General features: G+C 66.0%; 20 protein-coding genes. 12 read left to right on the top strand and 8 right to left on the bottom strand.

Going from position 1 to position 20,718, the window contains the following annotated elements:
* Positions 1 to 26 precede the first annotated feature (26 nt).
* The 4 genes from J7396_RS07725 to J7396_RS07710 form a co-directional block, all read right to left on the bottom strand.
* Positions 27 to 668: a M23 family metallopeptidase gene (locus tag J7396_RS07725; RefSeq protein WP_057680719.1), complete on the bottom strand. Its 642-nt coding sequence runs from the start codon at positions 666 to 668 to the stop codon at positions 27 to 29.
* A 106-nt stretch (positions 669 to 774) separates the two neighbouring features.
* Positions 775 to 1,200: an HU family DNA-binding protein gene (locus tag J7396_RS07720; RefSeq protein WP_008571830.1), complete on the bottom strand. Its 426-nt coding sequence runs from the start codon at positions 1,198 to 1,200 to the stop codon at positions 775 to 777.
* Between the two features lie 559 nt (positions 1,201 to 1,759).
* Complete coding sequence (gene proC / locus J7396_RS07715) at positions 1,760 to 2,614, bottom strand: pyrroline-5-carboxylate reductase (RefSeq protein ID WP_033478563.1); 855 nt, start codon at positions 2,612 to 2,614, stop codon at positions 1,760 to 1,762.
* A 43-nt stretch (positions 2,615 to 2,657) separates the two neighbouring features.
* Complete coding sequence (locus tag J7396_RS07710) at positions 2,658 to 3,350, bottom strand: YggS family pyridoxal phosphate-dependent enzyme (protein WP_008571828.1); 693 nt, start codon at positions 3,348 to 3,350, stop codon at positions 2,658 to 2,660.
* Between the two features lie 417 nt (positions 3,351 to 3,767).
* On the opposite strand from J7396_RS07710, the gene J7396_RS07705 reads away from it, so the two are divergent.
* From J7396_RS07705 to J7396_RS07695, 3 genes are all read left to right on the top strand, one after another.
* The gene (locus J7396_RS07705; protein WP_003489919.1) at positions 3,768 to 4,805 is read left to right on the top strand and encodes a type IV pilus twitching motility protein PilT; all 1,038 of its coding nucleotides are present in this window, start codon (positions 3,768 to 3,770) and stop codon (positions 4,803 to 4,805) included.
* A gap of 112 nt (positions 4,806 to 4,917) precedes the next feature.
* Complete coding sequence (locus J7396_RS07700; protein WP_008571827.1) at positions 4,918 to 6,048, top strand: PilT/PilU family type 4a pilus ATPase; 1,131 nt, start codon at positions 4,918 to 4,920, stop codon at positions 6,046 to 6,048.
* Positions 6,049 to 6,551: 503 nt separating this feature from the next.
* Positions 6,552 to 7,226, top strand: a complete 675-nt coding sequence (locus tag J7396_RS07695) for a YitT family protein (RefSeq protein WP_016851096.1) — start codon at positions 6,552 to 6,554, stop codon at positions 7,224 to 7,226.
* Positions 7,227 to 7,399: 173 nt separating this feature from the next.
* Here J7396_RS07695 and J7396_RS07690 read toward each other — a convergent pair whose 3' ends face one another.
* Positions 7,400 to 8,326: a DUF72 domain-containing protein gene (locus tag J7396_RS07690; protein WP_014090666.1), complete on the bottom strand. Its 927-nt coding sequence runs from the start codon at positions 8,324 to 8,326 to the stop codon at positions 7,400 to 7,402.
* Positions 8,327 to 8,333: 7 nt separating this feature from the next.
* The gene (locus J7396_RS07685; RefSeq protein WP_209261258.1) at positions 8,334 to 8,906 is read right to left on the bottom strand and encodes a DNA-3-methyladenine glycosylase I; all 573 of its coding nucleotides are present in this window, start codon (positions 8,904 to 8,906) and stop codon (positions 8,334 to 8,336) included.
* A gap of 276 nt (positions 8,907 to 9,182) precedes the next feature.
* Between J7396_RS07685 and J7396_RS07680 the strand changes: the two genes are divergently transcribed.
* From J7396_RS07680 to J7396_RS07660, 5 genes are all read left to right on the top strand, one after another.
* Positions 9,183 to 9,749 (top strand): YqgE/AlgH family protein, encoded by a 567-nt coding sequence (locus tag J7396_RS07680; RefSeq protein ID WP_209261257.1) that lies wholly within the window; start codon positions 9,183 to 9,185, stop codon positions 9,747 to 9,749.
* Complete coding sequence (gene ruvX / locus J7396_RS07675) at positions 9,742 to 10,209, top strand: Holliday junction resolvase RuvX (protein WP_008571823.1); 468 nt, start codon at positions 9,742 to 9,744, stop codon at positions 10,207 to 10,209. The genes J7396_RS07680 and ruvX overlap by 8 nt, the downstream gene beginning before the upstream one ends.
* Positions 10,210 to 10,222: 13 nt before the next feature.
* On the top strand, positions 10,223 to 11,170 hold the full coding sequence (locus J7396_RS07670) for an aspartate carbamoyltransferase catalytic subunit (protein WP_014090664.1): 948 nt from the start codon (positions 10,223 to 10,225) through the stop codon (positions 11,168 to 11,170).
* A 327-nt stretch (positions 11,171 to 11,497) separates the two neighbouring features.
* The gene (locus J7396_RS07665; RefSeq protein ID WP_003489936.1) at positions 11,498 to 11,932 is read left to right on the top strand and encodes an OsmC family protein; all 435 of its coding nucleotides are present in this window, start codon (positions 11,498 to 11,500) and stop codon (positions 11,930 to 11,932) included.
* A gap of 152 nt (positions 11,933 to 12,084) precedes the next feature.
* On the top strand, positions 12,085 to 12,684 hold the full coding sequence (locus tag J7396_RS07660; protein WP_039416638.1) for a glycine zipper 2TM domain-containing protein: 600 nt from the start codon (positions 12,085 to 12,087) through the stop codon (positions 12,682 to 12,684).
* Between the two features lie 260 nt (positions 12,685 to 12,944).
* Here the strand turns inward: J7396_RS07660 and J7396_RS07655 are convergent, their stop codons facing one another.
* Both J7396_RS07655 and J7396_RS07650 read right to left on the bottom strand, forming a co-directional pair.
* Complete coding sequence (locus J7396_RS07655) at positions 12,945 to 13,826, bottom strand: PhzF family phenazine biosynthesis protein (RefSeq protein WP_057680723.1); 882 nt, start codon at positions 13,824 to 13,826, stop codon at positions 12,945 to 12,947.
* A 31-nt stretch (positions 13,827 to 13,857) separates the two neighbouring features.
* On the bottom strand, positions 13,858 to 14,736 hold the full coding sequence (locus J7396_RS07650; protein ID WP_041469731.1) for a PhzF family phenazine biosynthesis protein: 879 nt from the start codon (positions 14,734 to 14,736) through the stop codon (positions 13,858 to 13,860).
* A gap of 184 nt (positions 14,737 to 14,920) precedes the next feature.
* Between J7396_RS07650 and J7396_RS07645 the strand changes: the two genes are divergently transcribed.
* From J7396_RS07645 to murD, 4 genes are read left to right on the top strand one after another with little or no spacing between them, the layout of a single operon-like run.
* Complete coding sequence (locus J7396_RS07645; protein WP_014090660.1) at positions 14,921 to 17,530, top strand: bifunctional aspartate kinase/diaminopimelate decarboxylase; 2,610 nt, start codon at positions 14,921 to 14,923, stop codon at positions 17,528 to 17,530.
* Positions 17,514 to 17,972 (top strand): hypothetical protein, encoded by a 459-nt coding sequence (locus J7396_RS07640; protein ID WP_008572403.1) that lies wholly within the window; start codon positions 17,514 to 17,516, stop codon positions 17,970 to 17,972. Before J7396_RS07645 ends, J7396_RS07640 begins: the two co-directional genes overlap by 17 nt.
* Complete coding sequence (gene murL, locus J7396_RS07635) at positions 17,969 to 19,324, top strand: UDP-N-acetyl-alpha-D-muramoyl-L-alanyl-L-glutamate epimerase (protein ID WP_209261256.1); 1,356 nt, start codon at positions 17,969 to 17,971, stop codon at positions 19,322 to 19,324. Before J7396_RS07640 ends, murL begins: the two co-directional genes overlap by 4 nt.
* Positions 19,305 to 20,711, top strand: coding sequence for a UDP-N-acetylmuramoyl-L-alanine--D-glutamate ligase (murD, locus tag J7396_RS07630; RefSeq protein ID WP_014090657.1), 1,407 nt, complete (start codon positions 19,305 to 19,307; stop codon positions 20,709 to 20,711). The genes murL and murD overlap by 20 nt, the downstream gene beginning before the upstream one ends.
* Positions 20,712 to 20,718: the final 7 nt, after the last annotated feature.

Raw genomic sequence — 20,718 nt, 5'->3', positions numbered from 1 at the left:
GCCCATGACGCAGTGTTCCAACGTGCTCAGTTTGCTGGCCGAGCGGCATGTTTGCGCAGGAGCGGCAGCGGATCGTACGCACCGTTGCGTCCATATACACCATAGTGCAGGTGTGGCGGCGTGCCGCGCGCATTGCCGGTGCTGCCGACCTTGCCGAGCAGGGTGCCGGGCTCGACCACATCGCCTACTGCGAGGCCGGCAACCCAATCGTCAAGATGCGCGTAGTAATGCCGTTCCATCGCTGGACCCAGCAGCCAGACCTGTTTTCCGCCCAGGCCCTGGTCGCGGATGGCGCTGACCACGCCGCGCGTTGCCGCCACCACCGGTGTACCGCGTGGCGCGAAGATATCCACGCCCGCATGCGTACGGTCGCGGCCACGCGGTGCACCAAAGGTGTCGGCAATCTGTCGCGCACGCACGCCTTCCACCGGCACATGCAACTGCGCAGGCGGCGGCATTTGCGACAGCTCCCAGCTGGTACGGAGCTGATGGGCGATCGGCAGCTGCCAGGCCCAGCGCGCGGCCACCGCCAGCACGCACAACAGCGCAATGGAGACAACAATGCTGCGCAGGCGACGTGCCGGGCTACGGGTGGCAACTCGGCGTGGCGACGATGGCGGGGTGTTCGACGGACCGGTCACAGGCACCTGCAGATGGCGAACCAGCATGCAGGGTAGGGCAGTGCCGATGAGCGGTATGTGCTGCTCTCTGCGGAGCGAGCGCAAAAAAAAGACGGCCCGCAGGCCGTCTTCGTGATACAGGATGCGTGCTCGATTAGAGCGCCGCGTCCTTCAACTTCTTCAGTGGACGTGACTTGAGCTTGGTGGTCGCAGGCTTGGCGGCGAACATCTGCTCTTCCTTGGTGAACGGGTTGATGCCCTTGCGCTTCGGCTTGGCCGGCACGTGCACGGTGGTCAGCTTGAGCATGCCCGGGATGGTGAAGCTGCCGACGCCCTTCTTGCTCAGCGAGGCGTGTGCGGTGGCTTCCAGCGAAGCCAGCACGGCGCGGACGTCCTTCGGGGCCAACTGGGTGCTTTCGGCAATGTGCGCGACCAGGCCGGTCTTGCTCAGTGCTTCCTTGATCGGCTTGGGCGCAGCGGACTTGGCAGCAGCGGCCTTGGCCGGCTTTGCGGTCTTGGTCGCGGCGACCTTTTTCACTGCCTTCTTGGGGGCAGCCTTCTTAGCGGCGGTTTTTGCCATGAGTGATGTGTTCCGTATTCGTTGGTGGTGTTGGGTCTGCCGACCCAGTCGGCAACGCGAAATGTAGGGCAACTGCTGCGCGCCGCCAATAGGCAAACGATGAAACAGCACGAAAAAAGCATCTTTCGACGGGGATTCGTTCACCAGCGGCAGAAAAAGCGCACAAAACGCATCGGCTTGCCCGTGCCATGCGCGCGTTCGCTGCATGTCTGACGCACAGCAGCAGATCGTTTGCGCGAGCAAACGCCGCAACACGCATCCGTGGGGACGATGGAACGAGCCGATAAGGCCAGCCTTTTGGGGGATGCATGTAACGGGGCCACGCGCCGACAAGATGGCTGCCATCGATTGCAAACGTGGACGCACGTTCCATGTGCGGCAAATGGAGCGGTTATTGGGCGCTATGCAGCCTTCGGCCTTGTATTGCCCTGCATCCACCTTCCGGTGATCAGGCGCTGGCGCGGCGGTTTGCGCAGATGTTCGAATCGTTTTCGGCGTGCCATGCGCGCCACGCGAAGGCACCGCGCGATACGCGACATGCAGACCCGCCGCGTTTCAATCAGTCATTGGCCGCGGACAGGCTGCGGCCGCGTTCGGTCGCTGCGGCAATGGCCTGGGCGGTGAGGGCTTCAAAGCCGCCGGCCTGGAACGTCTCGATGGCGGCGTGGGTCGTGCCGTTGGGCGAGGTCACGCGGCGACGCAGGACCTCCGGTGGTTCGCCCGATTCGGTGAGCATGCGTGCGGCACCGAGCAGCGTTTGCAGCACCAAGGTGCGCGCGGTTGCGGCGGGCAGGCCCTGCGCTTGCGCGGCAGCTTCCATCGCTTCTGCCAAGAGAAACACATAGGCCGGTCCGCTGCCGGAGACCGCGGTCACCGCATCCATCTGCACTTCGTCGTCGATCCAGACGGTGACGCCGGCGCTGTCCAGCAGTTGGGTCGCCTGTTGGCGTTGCGCCGCCGACACGCGCGCGTTGGCGTACAGCCCGGTGACACCGGCGCCGAGCAGGGCGGGTGTGTTGGGCATGGCACGAACCACCGCGATATCGCCGCCCGACCAGCGCTGCAGCTGCGTGGCGGTGATGCCGGCAGCGATGGAAACCAGCAGCGGTTGTTGTGCCTGCGCCAGATCGGCCAGTTGCGCGCACACCATTGGCAAGACCTGCGGCTTGACCGCCAAGACCCAGGTCGTGGCCGCATCGACAGCGGCGCGCGCATCCTCGACCACCTGCACGCCGAAGTCGCGCGCCAAGGCGTCGCGCAGCTCGGCCACCGGCTCGGCCACGCGGATGCTGGCAGCCGGCGTGCCCTGCCGGATCAGCCCGGCAATCAGGCTGCGCGCCATGTTGCCGCCGCCGACGAAAGCGATGGACGTGGCAGCGGAAGACGAGGGCGATGACGAGGCAGGTGTGTTCATTGCGGCACCTTCATAAGACAAATCGATGTGGGAGGCGAGGCGATCAGGCAGAGGCGGCCGGCGCCTGATCGCGCGCACCGAACAACGCCGTGCCCACCCGCACCATGGTGGCGCCGGCCGCGATCGCTTCGGCGAAATCCGAGCTCATGCCCATCGACAAGGTGTCCACCTGCCGATGGCGGGCTTGCAGCTGCTCGAACAGCGCCTGCATGCGCATGAACGCGGCCTGGCGTCGTGCCTGATCCGGAAACGGGGCAGGGATGGCCATCAGTCCGCGTAGCTGCAAACGCGGTTGCAGGGCGATCGCTTCGGCCAGGCTGTCGATCGCTTCGGGTGCGCATCCATGCTTGCTGTCCTCGTCGTCGATGTTGACCTGGATCAACACATTCAACGGCGCGCGGTCGGCAGGGCGATGGCGTGCCAGCAGCGGAATCAATTTGGCGCGGTCCACCGTCTGCACCCAATCGAAGCACTGGCTCGCCAGTTCGGCCTTGTTGGATTGCAGGTGGCCGATCAGATGCCATTCCAAACCCAACGCACGCAACTGGGCAATCTTGGCATCGGCTTCCTGCACGTAATTTTCGCCGAAGGCGCGCTGGCCCTGCGCGGCCAGGGCGGCGACGGCGTCGGCCGGCTTGGTCTTGGAGACCGCCAGCAGCCGCACGTCGGCACGCGCGTGTGCGGCCGCCGCGGCGTGGATGGCATCGAGAATCTGCTGCAGCGACGAAGCCGGCACGTGGCATTCCGAAGAAGGGCGGGAACGCTATAGTGCCGGCCGCAGACGCTTCCATCCAGTTGGGGGCTGCCGGGCGCCTGTATCGGCGCGCCGGCGCTGCGTGTATTTAGAGGAGTGTCTGGAAGCAAGGTGGGAGACCGTCCCCAGGTCCGCCCAAGGCCGGGCGCGATACGCACTGACGGCAGCGCGACCGGCTACGCTCGGGCCAGCGCTGCGCTCGCCAGCATTCCTTGAAGCCACCGAGCAGCAGCCGTTCGGCCTTGGGCGGTTCCGCACCCGGGCGCAAGGCAACGGTTTCAGCCAGGCGCGTTGCGGCCGACCTGAACCGGCAACAGGGCTGCTTCCCGCCGGCAGCCAGAACGCTATACTGCCGGCCGGGGAGTACCTTCCAATCGCAGCCTAGGGGAAAAGCAGCGCATGGATATCGCTGAACTATTGGCGTTTTCTGTCAAGAACAAGGCATCGGACCTGCACCTGTCTGCAGGGCTGCCGCCGATGATCCGTGTCGATGGCGATGTCCGTCGCATCAATATTCCGGCGTTGGACCACAAGCAGGTGCACGCGCTGGTGTACGACATCATGTCGGACAAGCAGCGGCGCGATTACGAGGAATTTCTCGAGGTCGACTTTTCGTTCGAAATTCCATCGCTGGCGCGTTTCCGCGTCAATGCGTTCAACCAGAACCGCGGCGCCGGCGCGGTGTTCCGTACCATTCCGTCCGAAGTGCTGACGCTGGAAGACCTGGGCTGCCCGCCGATCTTCCGCCAGCTGATCGACCAGCCGCAGGGCCTGATCCTGGTCACCGGCCCGACCGGCTCGGGCAAGTCGACCACGCTGGCAGGCATGATCGACTACATCAACAAGAATGAGTACGGGCACATCCTCACCGTCGAGGACCCGATCGAATTCGTGCACACCTCGCAGAAGTGCTTGATCAACCAGCGCGAGGTGCATCGCGACACCCACGGTTTCAACGAGGCGCTGCGCTCGGCACTGCGCGAAGACCCGGACATCATCCTGGTCGGCGAATTGCGCGACCTGGAAACCATTCGCCTGGCGCTCACCGCCGCGGAAACCGGCCACCTGGTGTTCGGCACCTTGCACACCAGCTCGGCGGCCAAGACCATCGACCGCATCATCGACGTGTTCCCGGCCGGCGAAAAGCCGATGGTGCGCTCGATGCTGTCCGAATCGCTGCGCGCAGTGATTTCGCAGGCACTGCTGAAGAAGGTCGGCGGCGGCCGCACGGCGGCGTGGGAAATCATGGTCGGCACCCCGGCCATCCGCAACCTGATCCGCGAGGACAAGGTGGCGCAGATGTATTCCTCGATCCAGACCGGCCAGCAATACGGCATGCAGACGTTGGACCAGCATCTGCAGGACCTGGTCAAGCGCAGCCTGATCACGCGCAACCAGGCGCGCGAGTACGCCAAGGACAAGCGGATATTCGAGTAGCCGGGATTCGGGATTCGGGATTGGGGATTCGCAACTGCGATTTCCCGTGCCGGATCCGCTCTTGCCAATCCCGAATCTCCACTCCCGAATCCCTGCTCCAGAGGAGCACGCCATGAGCACCATCGACTTCACCTCCTTCCTCAAGCTGATGGCGCATCAGAAGGCCTCGGACCTGTTCATCACCTCGGGCATGCCGCCGGCGATCAAGGTGCACGGCAAGATCAGCCCGATTACCCAGACCCCGCTGACTGCGCAGCAGAGCCGCGACCTGGTGTTGAACGTGATGACGCCGTCGCAGCGCGAGGAATTCGAAAAGACCCACGAGTGCAATTTCGCCATCGGCGTATCCGGGGTCGGGCGTTTCCGTGTGAGCTGCTTCTACCAGCGTAATCAGGTGGGCATGGTGCTGCGCCGGATCGAAACGCGCATCCCCACCGTGGACGAGCTGAGCTTGCCGCCGGTGATCAAGACGCTGTCGATGACCAAGCGCGGCATCATCATCTTCGTCGGCGCCACCGGAACCGGTAAATCGACTTCGCTGGCGGCGATGATCGGCTACCGCAACCAGAATTCCACCGGGCACATCATCACCATCGAAGACCCGATCGAATTCGTGCACAAGCACGAGGGCTGCATCATCACCCAGCGCGAGGTCGGCATCGACACCGACAGCTGGGAAAATGCGCTGAAGAACACCCTGCGCCAGGCGCCGGACGTGATCATGATCGGCGAGGTGCGCACCCGCGAAGGCATGGACCATGCGATCGCCTTCGCCGAAACCGGCCACCTGGTGCTGTGCACGCTGCACGCCAACAACGCCAACCAGGCGATGGACCGCATCATCAACTTCTTCCCAGAGGATCGGCGCAACCAGCTGTTGATGGACCTGTCGCTCAACCTCAAGGGCGTGGTCGCGCAGCAGCTGATTCCGACCCCGGACGGCCGCGGCCGACGCGTGGCGATGGAAATCATGCTGGGCACGCCGCTGGTGCAGGACTACATCCGCGATGGCGAGATCCACAAGCTCAAGGAGATCATGAAGGAGTCCACCAACCTGGGCATGCGCACCTTCGACCAGAGCCTGTTCGAGCTCTACCAGGCCGGCGAAATCAGTTACGAAGATGCGCTGCGCTACGCCGACTCGCAGAACGAAGTACGCCTGCGCATCAAGCTCTCGCAGGGTGGCGATGCCAAGACCTTGTCGCAGGGCCTGGACGGTGTGGAAATTTCCGAAGTGCGCTGAGTGCAGCACGCTTCGGTGCCCGCGTGCACGGGTGCCAGTGTCGACGGATAACAAACGCGGATACCTGCCCGGGCGTGCACGGAACTGACCTGCTGGCGCCGCGGCGACGCCAGCCCGTCTGCGTGCCGCTGCCATTTCGTGCCGGGCGTGGCGACCAGCGTTGCGCCAGGATCGTACCGACGACGCGGCCCGGGCCGCCGCGTGGAGGAATCGCCTGAGCGCGCCAAAGAAGAAGACGGCCCGGCTCGAATCGTCCGCGCATCTGCCGACGATCGAGAAGCCCGGCCATACCGTTGCCGCGCCGTCCCGGCATGCCCGGGTGCTGCGGAGGAGGCGGCGGTCGACGGCCGGCCGAGGCGCCCCTGTCACGCAGCGAGCTGGCGAGGCGTCGTCCCGGTTTCAGATGTAACCGGGTAGGTCGATAGTGTCTAATATCGCACCCCACTGCAGTGCCCAAGCCCGTGAGCCTTCCCGATTCCGATCTGCGACCGGAGCAAGAACCCTTGCCCGACGATGGTGCCGTGGTCACCGCCGGCCCGCTCACTCCTCCGCCGGATTCGGCCGGGACTGCCGCCGACGACCACGCCTTCCATCATTCGGTGGCTGAGGATGCGCAAGGCATGGTGCTGGCGACCCTGGTTGCATCCCTCGGTCTGGCCATCTTTGCCAAGGGCGGACTGATGATCGGCGGCATGGCCGGCGTGGCCTTCCTGTTGCACTACGCGCTGCACTGGAATTTCGGCCTGGTGTTCGTGCTGGTCAATCTGCCGTTCTATTGGCTGAGCGTGCGCCGGATGGGGTGGGAATTCACCCTGAAGACCTTCGCGGCAGTCGGCGCGTGCGGCGTTCTGACCAACCTGCTGCCGCGCTGGGCCGACTACGCGCACATGAGCACGGCATTTTCGGCAATCGTCGGCGGCGCGCTGTCTGGCCTGGGGATTTTGTTCTTCATTCGCCACCGCGGCAGCCTGGGCGGCATCGGCATCCTGGCGGTGTACCTGCAGCGCGAGCGTGGCTGGAGCGCGGGCAAGGTGCAAATGAGCTTCGACGCGATGCTCATGCTGGTCGCCTTCTTCGTGCTGACCCCGGACAAGGTGCTGTATTCGGCCATTGGCGCCTTGATGCTGAGTCTGGTGCTGATGTTCAATCACCGCCCGCACCGCTATATGGGCGTGTGATACGTGCCGAAGATCGCTCGCATGCGTCCGGGAGCGGCTAGCACGATGTCGCGGGCAGACGGTCAGCGGGCGCGGCTGGCGCGGCCAGAACCGCAGCGTGCCAGCGATGCATGCCGCTTTCCGTGTACCGGCCAGGCCCGCCTGGCGACAAGCGCCGTCGTTTGTCAGCAGTTCTAGGTGGTTTCGCGTGCCGGGCAATCGGTAGGCAACTGCAGCCGTTGCATCAACCCGCGCGCATCGAACGGTGCATGCACCTTCATGTCGTTGTCGAAATAACAGTACACATCGCGCATTGCGCGCTTGCGGGCGCGTGCGCCGACCCGGGCTGCATCGTCCGGTTCGGCTCCGCTGGCCCACGCGGCGATGCGTGCTGCCCAGCGATCCAGTGCGGTATCGCTGTAGCCGCTGGCGTACAACTGCGCATCGCCATGCAGACGCACATAGACAAAATCGGCGCTGACGTCCTCCAGGTACGGGAATTTGCCTGCGGTGTCGGCGACCACCACCGCGACATTGTGACGCCGCAGCAGGCGCATGCAGGCTGGATCGCAGAAGCTGTCGTGACGCACTTCCAATGCGTGACGGATCGGCCGATTGCGATCGATTGCCAGGGCGCTGCGGCCCTGCATCAGCGCGGTGTCGCGCTTGCGCGCCCGCGCCAACGCGGCCTCGCTGTCGCGCGGCAGGCTGCCTAGAAATGCGTCCAGCAGCTCGGCATCGAACCGGAGTGTCGGCGGTAGCTGCCACAGGACCGGGCCCAGTTTGGCGCCCAGCCGCAAGATTCCCGAAGCGAAGAAGTTGGCCAGCGCCTGCTCGCAATCGCGCAGGCGCTTCATGTGGGTGATGAAGCGCGGGCCCTTGACCGAAAAGACGAAGTCCTCGGGCGTTTCGTCATGCCAGCGCTGGAAGCTGTCCGGGCGCTGCAGCGAATAAAAGGAGCCATTGATTTCCACGCTGGGAAAGCATCCCGCGGCGTATTCGAGCTCACGCCGCTGGGCCAGGCCAGCCGGATAGAACGTGCCGCGCCAGCGTGCGTAACGCCAACCGGAAATGCCGATGCGAATAGCCATGACCCCGAGCATTTCGCGTGCGCCGTGCAAGAGGTGTCTAGCCGCGCTGGACCGTGCGCGCTTTCGCCGGCGTCTGCGCCTGCAGCCAGGGCGGCGCCAGTGCCCGGATCTGCGCAAACACCGGGCACCGGGCATGGTGTGCGCCGGGCAGGTAGCCCAGGCTCATCAGGAACTCGCCGGTGATTTCGCCGCCGGTGAAGCGGAAGGTCTTCTTGAACAGCTTGACCCAGGCCGGTTTGTCGAGCGGGTGGTGGGCGTCCAGCCACTGCGCGAAGCTGCCGTGCGTGGCGCGTAGCGCCTGGATGACCTGTGCATTGTGGATGGCCGCCAGCACCTTGAGGCGATTGCGGATGATGCCGGCATCGCCCATCAACCTGCTGATGTCCTGGTCGCCATATGCCGCAACAGCGTCCACGTCGAAGCCGTCGTAAGCCCGCTGGAAATTGACGCGCTTGCGCAGGATGGTTTGCCAGCTCAGTCCGGCCTGGTTGATCTCCAGCACCAGCCGTTCGAACAACTCGCGTTCGTCGCGCTGCGGAAAGCCATACTCGTGATCGTGGTAGTGGCCATGGACCGGATGGCCTGGGGCGATGCTGCAGTAACCGCTCATGTGGATGCCTGTGGTTGTGGGGCGAGGCTTGCCAGTCGCGCGCCGGTCGCTGCCGTGGCGGGCGAGCGGCAGTAGCGCAGAGGCCGGGAGGCCGTTTGCGCCGCTGCAGCGCTGCAACTCGCACGCATCGCGGTCAAGCTGAACGTGTCGGTCAGGCGCCGCATGCGGTCTGCCGCGAAGGCTGCCGCATCGGCGGCATCGCACGTTTCCGGCGCCGGCAAGGCCCAGTATGGCAGCGGCTCTGCGCGCGGCGAAGCGAACGGCTAGAATGCGGCCATGTCTGTTTTGCCCACGCCTCTGGCCAACCAACTGCTGATTGCGCTTCCGGCGCTGTCCGACCCCACCTTCTCGCGCAGCGTCGCGCTGATCTGTCAGCACGACGAGAACGGCGCCATGGGCGTGCTGGTCAACCGGCCTTCCGAATACACCCTGGGCGAAGTGTTGTCGCAGATGGGCATCGACACCGACGATGAGCCGCTGCGCGAGCAGGTCGTGCTCAGCGGCGGGCCGGTGCACCCTGAGCGCGGTTTTGTGATCCATGACGATGCGCGCGAATGGGATTCCAGCCTGGAAGTGGGGCAGGGCGTGTTCCTGACCACCTCGCGCGACATCCTTGAGGCGATGGCGGCCGGCAACGGCCCGCGCAATGCGCTGGTCGCGCTGGGCTGCGCGGGTTGGAGTGCCGGCCAGCTGGAATTCGAGCTGGGCGAAAACAGCTGGCTCACCGCGCCCTCGGATGCCAACGTGCTATTTGCGACCGCGCTGGAAGATCGCTGGCAGACCGCTGCCGGGCGTATCGGCGTAGACCTGTTCCGGCTCACGGATTATTCCGGGCATGCCTGAGGCGGGCGCGATTCGCCCCGATGGCACGGTGCTGGGCTTCGACGTGGGGTCGCGCCGGATCGGCGTGGCGGTCGGAACCGCGCTCGGTGCCGGCGCGCGCGCGGTGGCCGTCATCAATGTGCATGCCAACGGCCCGGACTGGGTTGCGTTGGACCGCGTGTACAAGCAGTGGCGACCGGACGGCCTGGTGGTTGGCGACCCGCTCACGCTGGACGACAAAGACCAACCCGCCCGCAAGCGCGCACACGCGTTCGGCCGCCAGCTGCGCGAGCGCTATGCGCTGCCGGTTGTCCTGATCGACGAGCGCTCCAGTTCGGTCGAGGCTGCGCAGCGTTTCGCGCGCGAGCGCGCGGATGGGCGCAAGCGCCGCCGCGACGCCGAAGCACTCGATGCGATGGCCGCCGCAGTGATCGTCGAACGCTGGTTGGCCGCGCCCGACCAAGCCACCTCTCTTCCTTGACTCCCGACCTGCGATGACCACCATGCAACTCGATTCGGACGGACGCCTGCGCCACCTGCTCACCCTGGAAGGACTGCCGCGCACCACGCTGCTGCAATTGCTCGACCGCGCCGGCCAGATCCGCGATGCGGCGGTGGGGCGCGTGGGCAAGCGCAGCGTGCTGGCGGGCACGGCGGTGTGCACGCTGTTCTTCGAACCCTCCACGCGCACGCGCAGCTCCTTCCATCTGGCCGCGCAGCGGCTGGGCGCGGACGTGCTCAATTTCGATGCATCCACCTCATCCACCCGCAAGGGCGAAACCGCGCGCGACACCTTGAAGAATCTCGAAGCGATGGGTGTGCGCGGCTTCGTGGTGCGTCACCCCGAGGACGGCGCGGTGGAAGCGCTGGCGGCAGCCGCGGGCGAGGGCACCGCGTTGATCAATGCCGGCGACGGGCGTAGTGCGCATCCCACCCAGGGCCTGCTCGACATGCTCACCCTGCGCCAGGCCAAGGGCACCGATTTTTCCAAGCTCAAGGTCGTCATCGTCGGCGACGTCAAGCATTCGCGTGTTGCGCGCTCGGACCTGCATGCCCTGCGCACGCTAGGCGCTGGTGAGATCCGCGTCTGCGGCCCGGCCAGCCTGCTGCCGGACGACGGCATACTGGAGGGCTGCGTGGTCGGCCAGGATTTCGATGCCATGCTCGAAGGTGCCGACGCGCTGATGATGCTGCGCCTGCAGCGCGAGCGCATGGAAGAAGGCCTGGTGCCCTCGCTGGAGCAGTACCACGCCGAATATGGTCTGACCCGCGAGCGTCTGGCGCGTGCTGGCCGCGACGCCGCGGTGCTGCACCCGGGCCCGATCAACCGCGGCGTGGAAATCACCGATGAAGTGGCCGACGGCGCGCAATCCTGCGTGCTGCGGCAGGTTGCCAATGGCGTTGCCGTGCGCATGGCCGTGCTGGAAACCCTGCTCGGCTAAGCGCGGCTGCGCCGTCATATCGTGAGTCGCTCCAGGAGCGGCGCCCCCACCGCGCAACCAACGCGCGGTGGCCTTTGATCCATGAGGCGTCGATTGCGAAGAGGCAGCCGCTTCTCGCCGAACGTGCACCGTGGTCGGTCGCGCGGTGGCGTTCGATGCGCAACATCATGCGTGCAGACAAACAGTCGCTTGCTGCCTGAGGTGCCTGGCGGTCTGCTCTTGCGAATCCCGAATCCCGAATCCCGAATCCCGAATCCCGAATCCCCGCACCACCAGCTAACACCCTCTCACCTATCGTGAGCGCTCCTTTCAGCGCAGGAGATCGCAATGGGTATTTCACGTCACGCCACCGCCCACTGGGAAGGCGACCTCAAGACCGGCAAGGGCCAGCTCAGCACGCCGCAGAGCGGCTTGATGGACAACACCCGTTATGCCTTCAGCAGCCGCTTCGGCGACGAGAAGGGCACCAATCCGGAAGAACTCATCGCCGCCGCGCATGCCGGCTGTTTCACCATGGCGTTGTCTGCGCAGTTGACCGAAGCCGGTTTTCCGCCGGCCTCGCTGGACACGCGCGCCGATGTGGATCTGTCGATGGAAGGCGGCCCGCAGTTGTCGCAGATTCGCCTCAAGCTCAAGGCCGTGGTGCCCGGCATCGACGAGGCCAAGTTCCGCGAGCTGGCCGACACCGCCAAGAAGAATTGCCCGGTCTCCAAGGCACTGAGCGCGGTGCCGATCAGTCTGGAAACCGAGTTTTCCAGCTAACGCCAATACCGCTGCGACGCGTCGGCGCAAACGCCCGGCGCGCGCAGCTGGCGGCAACCTGAATGGGGCTTTTTACGGCCGGTTTGGTTCAGTGCGGTTTCACTGGCGCAGGACGAGCATCGGCAGCGTGTCCTCCCTATGAAGCTGCCGCAATGAAAACTCTCGTGCTTGGTGCTCTGGTGATGGGTCTGGTCGTGGCGGGCAATGCCACGGCGCAGCGCTATGACAGCGGCTATCGCGATTACGGCCGCAGCGGCTACGAGGATGGCCGTTACGAATATGCGCGCGTCGTGCGCGTGGATCCGATCATCGTTGCCGACTCCTACAACGAGCGCACCAGCGAGCGTTGCTACGATCGTCCCGCCGACGGTTATTACACGAGCAACGACGGGTATTACCGCGACGGCGGCTATGCACAGGCCGGTGTGTCCAATCGCGGCGTGGCCAGTGTGATCGGTGGTATTGCGGGTGCCGTGCTCGGCAGCCAGGTCGGCGGCGGCAATGGTCGTCTGGTCGGTACCGCCGTGGGCACCATGGCGGGCGTCGCGGCGGGCCGTTCGATCTATGAGGCCAATCACCGCACCTACCAGGGCAACGTGAGGGTCTGCGAGCCGGTGTCCTACCGCCGTGAACGCGACCGCGTGGATGGCTACGACGTCACCTACGAATACGCCGGCCGCATGTACCACACGCGTAGCGATTACAACCCGGGCGACCGAATCCGTGTGCGTGTCGACGTGCGCCCCGACTGATCAGTGCCGGATGCATGCGGTACCGCTGGTGGTTCCGGCATCGGGCTAAACAGAACGCTGCGGGCAACCGCAGCGTTCTTGCGTTTGGCGGAGCGATTGCCGGCAGCAATGGCGCGTCAACCAGGCGTGGGCGCTGATTGATGCGAGGCGCCTTGCTTCACACAAGCGCCGATGCGCGCTGCACCGGCGGTGATCAGAAATTGGCAGCACCTGCAGGCCACCCGCTGCGTTGAATCCAGCGCGGCAGCGCTGCTGCCGCCCTAAGCCCAGTCCAGCGTGCCGCGAATCACCGTCTGCACCTGGCCACCCGACCACACGTCGCCGTCGGCATCGATATGCAGTTCCAACAGGGCATCGAAGCCGATTTCGCGGCCCTGGCTGACGGTGTAGCGACGGTCGGTGCCGGGCAATGCGTCACGGCTGTCCAGCCATGCGGCCAGGACCGCATTGGCCGCGCCGGACGCCGCATCTTCGAAGCGCCGGCCATTGCCGACGAAGGCACGTACTGCCAGATCGTAGGCGCCCGGTGCGCCGGCGCGTGCATACGCAAACACGCCCATGCTGCCGGTGGATTCTGCCAACCCGGCAATCGCGTCCCAGTCCGGCTGCAGGCTGCGCAGCGCGGCTTCGCTTGCCAGTTCCACCACCCACCAGATGCGGCCGCCGTCCATCAGCGCAGGCGGCAGCGTCCCCAGCGGCCAGCCCTGCAAGGCATCGCGCAGGCGCGGATCGTCGGCATCCACCTGCTCGGCCACGCGTGCGCGTGGCGTGCGGATCGCAATGCTGCGGTGGCCGCCGCGCTGCTCCACACGCAGCGGCAACCGGCCGGCGATGCCGTCCTGCACCAGGACGCCATCCTGTGGTGCGGCCAGGCCGGCCTCGAGCACGGCATGCGCAGTGCCCACACTGGGATGGCCGGCAAACGGCACCTCCTTCTGCGGCGAAAACATGCGCAGCCGGTAGCTGCTGTGCGTGCTTTCGGCGGGAAAGACGAAGGTGGTCTCCGGCAGTTTGGTCCAGCGTGCGATGGCCTGCATCGCCGCATCGTCCAGACCCTGCGCATCCAGCACTACCGCCAGCGGATTGCCGCTGCCGGGGCGGGCGGAGAACACATCCAGTTGCAGGAAACGGCGAGTGGTCATGGGCGTCGATCCGCAGTGAGGGCGCGGCAGCTTACCAATCGATGCGGCCGTCGATCACCTGCAGCGTCGCTCCACCAATCCAGACTTCGCCTTCCGCGTCCACCTCCACCTGGACGCGGCCGTCGCGGCCAACCTCGCGGCCCTGACTGGCGACGTAGCGCGACTGCGCTCCGGGCAGGCGGCCCTCGCCATGCAGGCGGGCGGCAATACAGGCATTGGCGCTGCCGGTGACCGGGTCTTCCGCAATGCCATCGCCCGGGCAGAACGCGCGGACGACCAAGTCGGCATCGCCATCGTGCACGGGCGCGTAGATGGCCAGGCCAACGGCGGCGCTGGCCTGGGTCAGGCGCGCAATGGCGGCAAGCTCCGGGACTGCCTGCCGTACCGCCTGCGCGTCGGCCAATTCCAGCAACCACCAGTTCGGGCCGTTGTTCCAGAGTGCGGCAGGCTGCGCGCTGACGCGCAGGCCAGTGCAGGCGGCACGCAGCGCCTCGGCGTACGTGTCGCCCGTGTCGATGGCGCGTCCGCGCGGGGCGCGCAGCCGCACCAACAAGGCGCCGTGCCGGTCGAACACGTCCACCGGCAGCACGCCAGCCGCGCATTGCTGGCGCAGCCGGCCGTCGGGCTTGTACGCGGTCACGCCGTGGGTCACCGCCGCCCACGCGGCACCGACGCTGGGGTGGCCGGCAAACGGTAGCTCGGCACGTGGGGTGAAGATGCGGATGTGGTAATCGGCATCGGGCACGCTGACCGGCAGGAAGAAGACCGTCTCGGACAGATTCAGCCACGCGGCGATCTGCTGCATCTGCGCAGACGACAACGTCTCTGCATTGAAGACCACGCCCAGCGGGTTGCCGCTGCCGGCCCGGGCGGCGAAAACATCCAGTTGCAGATAGCGGTGCTTGCTCATGGTGGGGACATCTCGATCGAAGGAGGGGCGCGGCGATGGTTGCAGTGCAAACCGATACGGCAGTGGACGTGGCGACCGGAACGCTGTGATCGCACGCGGGGTCATGTCAGCGGCATTGGCAGTAGAATCGGAGGTTCCGCTCGGCATCCCGGGCATCTTCCCCCCATCCTAAACGCCTATCTCAATGTCAGCTCCCCACTCTACCGATCGTTGGATCGTCCTCAAGTTCGGCGGCACTTCGGTGTCGCGTCGTCATCGCTGGGACACGATTGGAAAACTGGCGGGCAAACGGGCGCACGAGACCGGCGGTCGCGTGCTGGTGGTGGTGTCTGCATTGTCGGGCGTGACCAACGAGCTCACCGCCATTGCCGACGGCGCCGCCGATAGCGCACAGCGCGTGGCGGCACTGGACCAACGCCATCGTGAGTTTCTGGCCGAGCTCGAACTGGACGCCGATGCGGTGCTGGGCGAGCGACTGGCCGCACTGCATGCTTTGCTGGGCGACGCGCGCGCTGCAACGCGCACGCTGGACTGGCAGGCCGAGGTGCTGGGGCAGGGCGAGTTGCTGTCGTCCACCATCGGTGCGGCGTACCTGCATGCCAGCGGCCTGGACATGGGCTGGCTGGATGCGCGCCAATGGCTGTCGGCGCTGCCCCCGCAGCCGAATCAGAGCGAGTGGTCCAAGCGGCTGTCGGTGTCGTGCCAGTGGCAGTCCGATGCCGATTGGCGAACGCGTTTCGCCGCGCAACCGACACGCTTGCTGATCACGCAAGGCTTCATTTCGCGTCATGCCGATGGCGGCACCGCGATTCTGGGCCGTGGCGGTTCGGATACCTCGGCGGCGTACTTCGGTGCGCTGCTCGGCGCCAGCCGCGTGGAAATCTGGACCGATGTGCCCGGCATGTTCAGCGCCAACCCGAAGGAAGTGCCGGATGCGCGGCTGCTGACTCGGCTGGACTATTACGAAGCGCAGGAAATCGCCACCACCGGCGCCAAGGTGCTGCATCCGCGTTCGATCAAGCCGTGCCGCGACTCCGGCGTGCCGATGGCGATCCTGGACACCGAGCGCCCCGATCTGCCGGGTACCAGCATCGACGGCAATGCCGAGCCGGTGTTGGGCGTCAAGGCGATCAGCCGTCGCAACGGCATCGTGCTGGTGTCGATGGAAGGTATCGGCATGTGGCAGCAGGTCGGCTTCCTGGCCGATGTGTTCACGCTGTTCAAGAAGCATGGCCTGTCGGTGGACTTGATCGGTTCGGCCGAGACCAACGTCACCGTGTCGCTGGATCCTTCGGAAAACCTGGTCAACACCGACGTGCTGGCGGCGTTGTCGGCCGATCTGTCGCAGATCTGCAAGGTCAAGATCATCGTTCCTTGCGCGGCCATCACCCTGGTCGGGCGCGGCATGCGTTCGCTGCTGCACAAGCTCTCCGACGTGTGGGCCACGTTCGGGCAGGAGCGCGTGCACATGATTTCGCAGTCGTCCAACGACTTGAACCTGACCTTCGTCATCGACGAAGCCGATGCCGACGGTTTGCTGCCGATCCTGCATGCCGAACTGATCGACAGCGGTGCAATGCCGGTCAGCGAGGGCGAGGTGTTCGGCCCGCGCTGGCGGCAGATCATCGGCTCGGTACGTCCGCGTCCCACGCCGTGGTGGCATGCCGAGCGCGCGCATCTGCTGTCGCTGTCCAAGGCCGGGACGCCGCGTTACGCGTACCACCTGCCCACGGTGCGTGCGCGTGCGCATGCGCTGGCGCAGATTGCCGCGGTGGATCAGCGCTATTACGCGATCAAGGCCAACGCGCATCCGGCCATCTTGATGGCGCTGGAACAGGCCGGCTTCGGGCTGGAGTGCGTTTCGCAGGGCGAATTGCGCCGCGTCTTCCAGGCGCTGCCGGAGTTGTCGCCGCGGCGCGTGCTGTTCACGCCGAGCTTTGCGCCCAAGGCCGAATACGAAGCGGCCTTCGCGCTGGGCGTGACGGTGACCGTGGACAACGTCGAAGCGCTGCGCAACTGGCCCGAGGTGTTCCGTGGCCGCACGATCTGGCTGCGCATCGACCTGGGGCACGGCGACGGCCATCACGAGAAGGTCAACACCGGCGGCAAGGCGTCCAAGTTCGGCCTGTCGTCCACGCGCGTTGATGAATTCGTCGATGTGGCGCGCACGCTCGAGGTCACCATCACCGGCGTGCATGCGCATCTGGGCAGTGGCGTGGAGACCGGCGAGCACTGGCGGATGATGTACGACGAGTTGGCCGGCTTCGCGCGTCGCATCGGCACGGTAGAGACCATCGACATCGGCGGCGGCCTGCCGATTCCGTACAGCGCCGAAGACGAGCCGTTCGATCTGGAGGTGTGGGCCAAGGGCCTGGCCGAGGTCAAGGCGGTGCATCCTGGCTACCGCCTGGCGATCGAGCCGGGCCGCTATCTGGTGGCCGAAGCCGGCGTCTTGCTGGCCAGCGTCACCCAGGTGATCGAGAAGGACGGCGTGCACCGCGTGGGCCTGGATGCGGGCATGAACACCTTGATTCGCCCGGCGTTGTACGACGCCTGGCACGACATCGAAAACCTCAGCCAACTCGACGCGCCGGCCGATGGCATGTTCGATATCGTCGGGCCGATCTGCGAATCGTCGGACGTGTTCGGCAAGCGTCGCCGGCTGCCAGCGGCCACTGCACCGGGCGATGTGGTGCTGGTCGCCGATGCCGGTGCCTACGGCTACACGATGGCCAGCACCTACAATCAGCGCGAATTGCCGCGCGAAGAGGTGATCGATGCGTCCACTGGCTGAGTTCGTCGTACTCAGCACGTTGGCCGGTGGCGTGGCGATGGTGTTTTCCACCGCCATCGATATCGCCGGGCAACCGACCCCGTGGACCGACAGCTTGAAGTGGGCAATCCCCGCATTGGTCGCTGCCGGCCTCGGCGCGTGGAGCGCAGCGTTCTGGCAACGTCGGCGTGCCCGGCAGGCACGCGCGCAGCGCGCCGGCGGCATGGCATTGCGCACCGTGGTGTTGAGTGCGCTTGGCTATCTGCCGGCGTTGCTGCTGTATCTGCTGGTCGCGTTGGCCATCACCGGCGACGCAACGGTGATTCGCTCGGATGTGATGCTGCTGTTGTTCGTGATCGGTTGCCTGCCGTTGCTTTGGGCGGCGGTGCCGTTTTCCATGATTGAATATGTCCTGTGCCGACGTTATCTGCGTCGTGTACGTGTTTCTGCAGGTAGTCCATGAGCGCTTTCGACAAACATCAGATGTCCACCTTCCGTTTCGTGCGTTGCGCACTCGACGCGCAGACCGGCGTGGCGACGCTGGTGTATGCCTTCGATCAAGGCCCGGAGCTGGTCGAGACCGTTGCGGTGCCGGGCGCTCCGTTCGTGCTGGAGGGCGCGCGGGCAACTGCCGTGCAACAGGCGCTGCGGCTGCTGCATCTCATTGCAGGGGTCAGTTATTTCAAGGCCGCGGTGCCGCCGAACATCGCCATCGACAGCTACGGCATCGATGCCGAGACGGCCGCGCTGGTGGAAAGCGTGTATCTGCACGGCCTGGGCGAATTTGCCTACCGCAATGGCTTGGATCTGCACGGCAAGATCCACTTCCCGGTGGAGGCGCAGGCTTCTGCCGCCGCGCCGGCGGTGGGGTTGCGCGAGCATGCGCTGGTGGCGATCGGCGGCGGTAAGGATTCGCTGGTCAGCATCGAGGCGCTGCGCCAGGCCGGCCTGGCGCAGACCGTGAGCTGGATCGGCGGTTCGCAACTCATCCGTGCCTGCGCAGAGCGCACCGGGTTGCCGGTACTCAACATCGGCCGCGTGCTGGCACCGGAATTGTTCGAACTCAACCGCCAGGGCGCGTGGAACGGGCATATCCCGGTGACCGCGGTGAACTCGGCCATTCTGGTGCTGGCAGCGCTGCTCACTGGTGTTGACCAGGTGGTGTTCTCCAACGAACGCTCGGCCAGTTACGGCAGCCAGATTCCCGGCACCGGCGAGGTCAATCACCAGTGGTCCAAGGGCTGGGCCTTCGAACAGGCGTTCGGCGAGTACGTGCAGCGGCACGTGGCAGCCGATCTGCGCTACTACTCGTTGCTGCGGCCGCTTTCGGAGTTGGCGGTGGCGCGGCAGTTCGCCAAGACCGATCACTACGACGCGCATTTTTCCAGCTGCAACCGCAACTTCCACATCATGGGCGAGCGCCCCGTGCATCGCTGGTGCGGCGTGTGCCCGAAGTGCCATTTCGTGTTCCTGGCGCTGGCGCCGTTCATGCCCAAGACACGGCTGGTCAACATCTTCGGGCGCAATCTGCTCGACGATGCGACCCAGGCCGGCGGCTACGACGCGTTGCTGGAATTCCAGGACCACAAGCCGTTCGAATGCGTGGGCGAAGGCCGTGAATCGCGCGCGGCGATGGCGGTGCTGGCCAGCCGCGCGGAGTGGAAGGAGGACGCGTTGGTGAAGCGCTTCATCCGCGACATCCAGCCGCAGCTCGACCCAAATGATCTGCAGGTCGAGCCACTCATGGCCATCGATGGCGAGCACCGGATTCCGCCGGCGCTGTGGGAGCGCGTGCGTGCGAATTTCGCAGCTTGAAGGCAAGACCGTTGCGTTGTGGGGCTGGGGGCGTGAAGGACGCGCGGCGTACCGTGCGCTGCGGGCGCGCCTGCCGACGCAAGCGCTGACGGTGTTCTGCAACGCCGAAGAGGCGCGCGAGATTGATGCGCTGGAAGATGCGGCCTTGCAGGTGGAAACCGCTGCCAGCGCGCAGGCGCTGGGGCGATTCGAGATCGTCGTGAAGTCGCCCGGCATCAGCCCGTATCGCGCCGAGGCATTGGTCGCCGCCGCGCAGGGCACGTGCTTCATCGGCGGCACCGCGCTGTGGTTTGCCGAACACGCGCAGGCGGACGGCAGCGTGCCCGGTGTCATCTGCGTCACCGGCACCAAGGGCAAGAGCACCACCACGGCGCTGCTGGCGCACCTGCTGCGCGCGGCCGGGCATCGCACCGCGTTGGTCGGCAATATCGGCCAGCCCTTGCTGGAAGTGCTGGCACCGCAGCCGCCGCCGGCGTATTGGGCGATCGAGTTGTCCAGCTACCAGACCGGTGATGTCGGGCGCAGCGGCGCGCGCCCGGAACTGGCACTGGTGTTGAATCTGTTTCCCGAGCATCTGGACTGGCACGGCGATGAGGCACGCTATGTGCGCGACAAGCTGTCGCTGGTGACCGAAGGCCGGCCGCGGATCGCCTTGCTTAACGCTGCCGACCCGCTGCTTGCCGGCCTGCAGTTGCCGGATAGCCAGGTGCGTTGGTTCAATCATTCCGCCGGTTGGCATCTGCGTGGCGACGTGGTCTATCGCGGCGAACAGGCCATTTTCGATACCGCCGATGTGCCGCTGCCGGGCGAGCACAACCGCCGCAACCTGTGCGCGGTGCTGGCGGCGGTAGAGGCCTTGGGCCTGGATGCGGCGGCACTTGCGCCGGCGGCAGCGAGCTTTCGTCCATTGCCCAACCGCCTGCAGTTGCTCGGCAGCGTGGACGGCATCAGCTACGTCAACGATTCCATCAGCACCACGCCGCATGCATCGCTGGCTGCCCTGGCGTGCTTTGCGCAGCGACGCGTGGCACTACTGGTCGGTGGCCATGATCGCGGGCTGGATTGGCACGATTTCGCCCAGCAGATGGCGCGGCAGGCGCCGCTGGAAATCGTGACCATGGGCGCCAACGGCCCACGCATCCATGCATTGCTGGCGCCGCTGGCCGAGGCGGGGCACTTCGGCCTGCATGCGGCCAACGATCTCGAACACGCCATGGGACTGGCGCGCGCTGCGCTGGGCCAGCAGGGCGGTGTGGTGCTGCTCTCGCCCGGGGCGCCCAGCTTCGGCGCCTACAGCGACTACGTTGCGCGCGGCCGCCACTTCGCGCAGCTGGCAGGGTTCGACCCGGCGGCAATCAGCGCGATTGACGGACTGGGTGTGCACTGAAGGCGGC

It is taken from the genome of Xanthomonas sp. A1809, assembly GCF_017746015.1.
Lineage (GTDB): Bacteria > Pseudomonadota > Gammaproteobacteria > Xanthomonadales > Xanthomonadaceae > Xanthomonas > Xanthomonas euvesicatoria.
This window is presented reverse-complemented; position numbering and strand designations above follow the sequence as displayed.

Bases quoted from the DNA above. Each gene is read 5' to 3' on its own strand.
- J7396_RS07700 (WP_008571827.1), top strand. From the start codon at position 4,918: ATGAGCACCATCGACTTCACCTCCTTCCTCAAGCTGATGGCGCATCAG.
- J7396_RS07705 (WP_003489919.1), top strand. From the start codon at position 3,768: ATGGATATCGCTGAACTATTGGCGTTTTCTGTCAAGAACAAGGCATCG.
- ruvX (WP_008571823.1), top strand. From the start codon at position 9,742: ATGCCTGAGGCGGGCGCGATTCGCCCCGATGGCACGGTGCTGGGCTTC.
- J7396_RS07685 (WP_209261258.1), bottom strand. From the start codon at position 8,906: ATGAGCGGTTACTGCAGCATCGCCCCAGGCCATCCGGTCCATGGCCAC.
- J7396_RS07680 (WP_209261257.1), top strand. From the start codon at position 9,183: ATGTCTGTTTTGCCCACGCCTCTGGCCAACCAACTGCTGATTGCGCTT.
- J7396_RS07725 (WP_057680719.1), bottom strand. From the start codon at position 668: ATGCTGGTTCGCCATCTGCAGGTGCCTGTGACCGGTCCGTCGAACACC.
- proC (WP_033478563.1), bottom strand. From the start codon at position 2,614: ATGAACACACCTGCCTCGTCATCGCCCTCGTCTTCCGCTGCCACGTCC.
- J7396_RS07670 (WP_014090664.1), top strand. From the start codon at position 10,223: ATGACCACCATGCAACTCGATTCGGACGGACGCCTGCGCCACCTGCTC.
- J7396_RS07645 (WP_014090660.1), top strand. From the start codon at position 14,921: ATGTCAGCTCCCCACTCTACCGATCGTTGGATCGTCCTCAAGTTCGGC.
- J7396_RS07655 (WP_057680723.1), bottom strand. From the start codon at position 13,826: ATGACCACTCGCCGTTTCCTGCAACTGGATGTGTTCTCCGCCCGCCCC.
- J7396_RS07665 (WP_003489936.1), top strand. From the start codon at position 11,498: ATGGGTATTTCACGTCACGCCACCGCCCACTGGGAAGGCGACCTCAAG.
- J7396_RS07640 (WP_008572403.1), top strand. From the start codon at position 17,514: ATGCGTCCACTGGCTGAGTTCGTCGTACTCAGCACGTTGGCCGGTGGC.
- murL (WP_209261256.1), top strand. From the start codon at position 17,969: ATGAGCGCTTTCGACAAACATCAGATGTCCACCTTCCGTTTCGTGCGT.
- J7396_RS07650 (WP_041469731.1), bottom strand. From the start codon at position 14,736: ATGAGCAAGCACCGCTATCTGCAACTGGATGTTTTCGCCGCCCGGGCC.
- J7396_RS07720 (WP_008571830.1), bottom strand. From the start codon at position 1,200: ATGGCAAAAACCGCCGCTAAGAAGGCTGCCCCCAAGAAGGCAGTGAAA.
- J7396_RS07660 (WP_039416638.1), top strand. From the start codon at position 12,085: ATGAAAACTCTCGTGCTTGGTGCTCTGGTGATGGGTCTGGTCGTGGCG.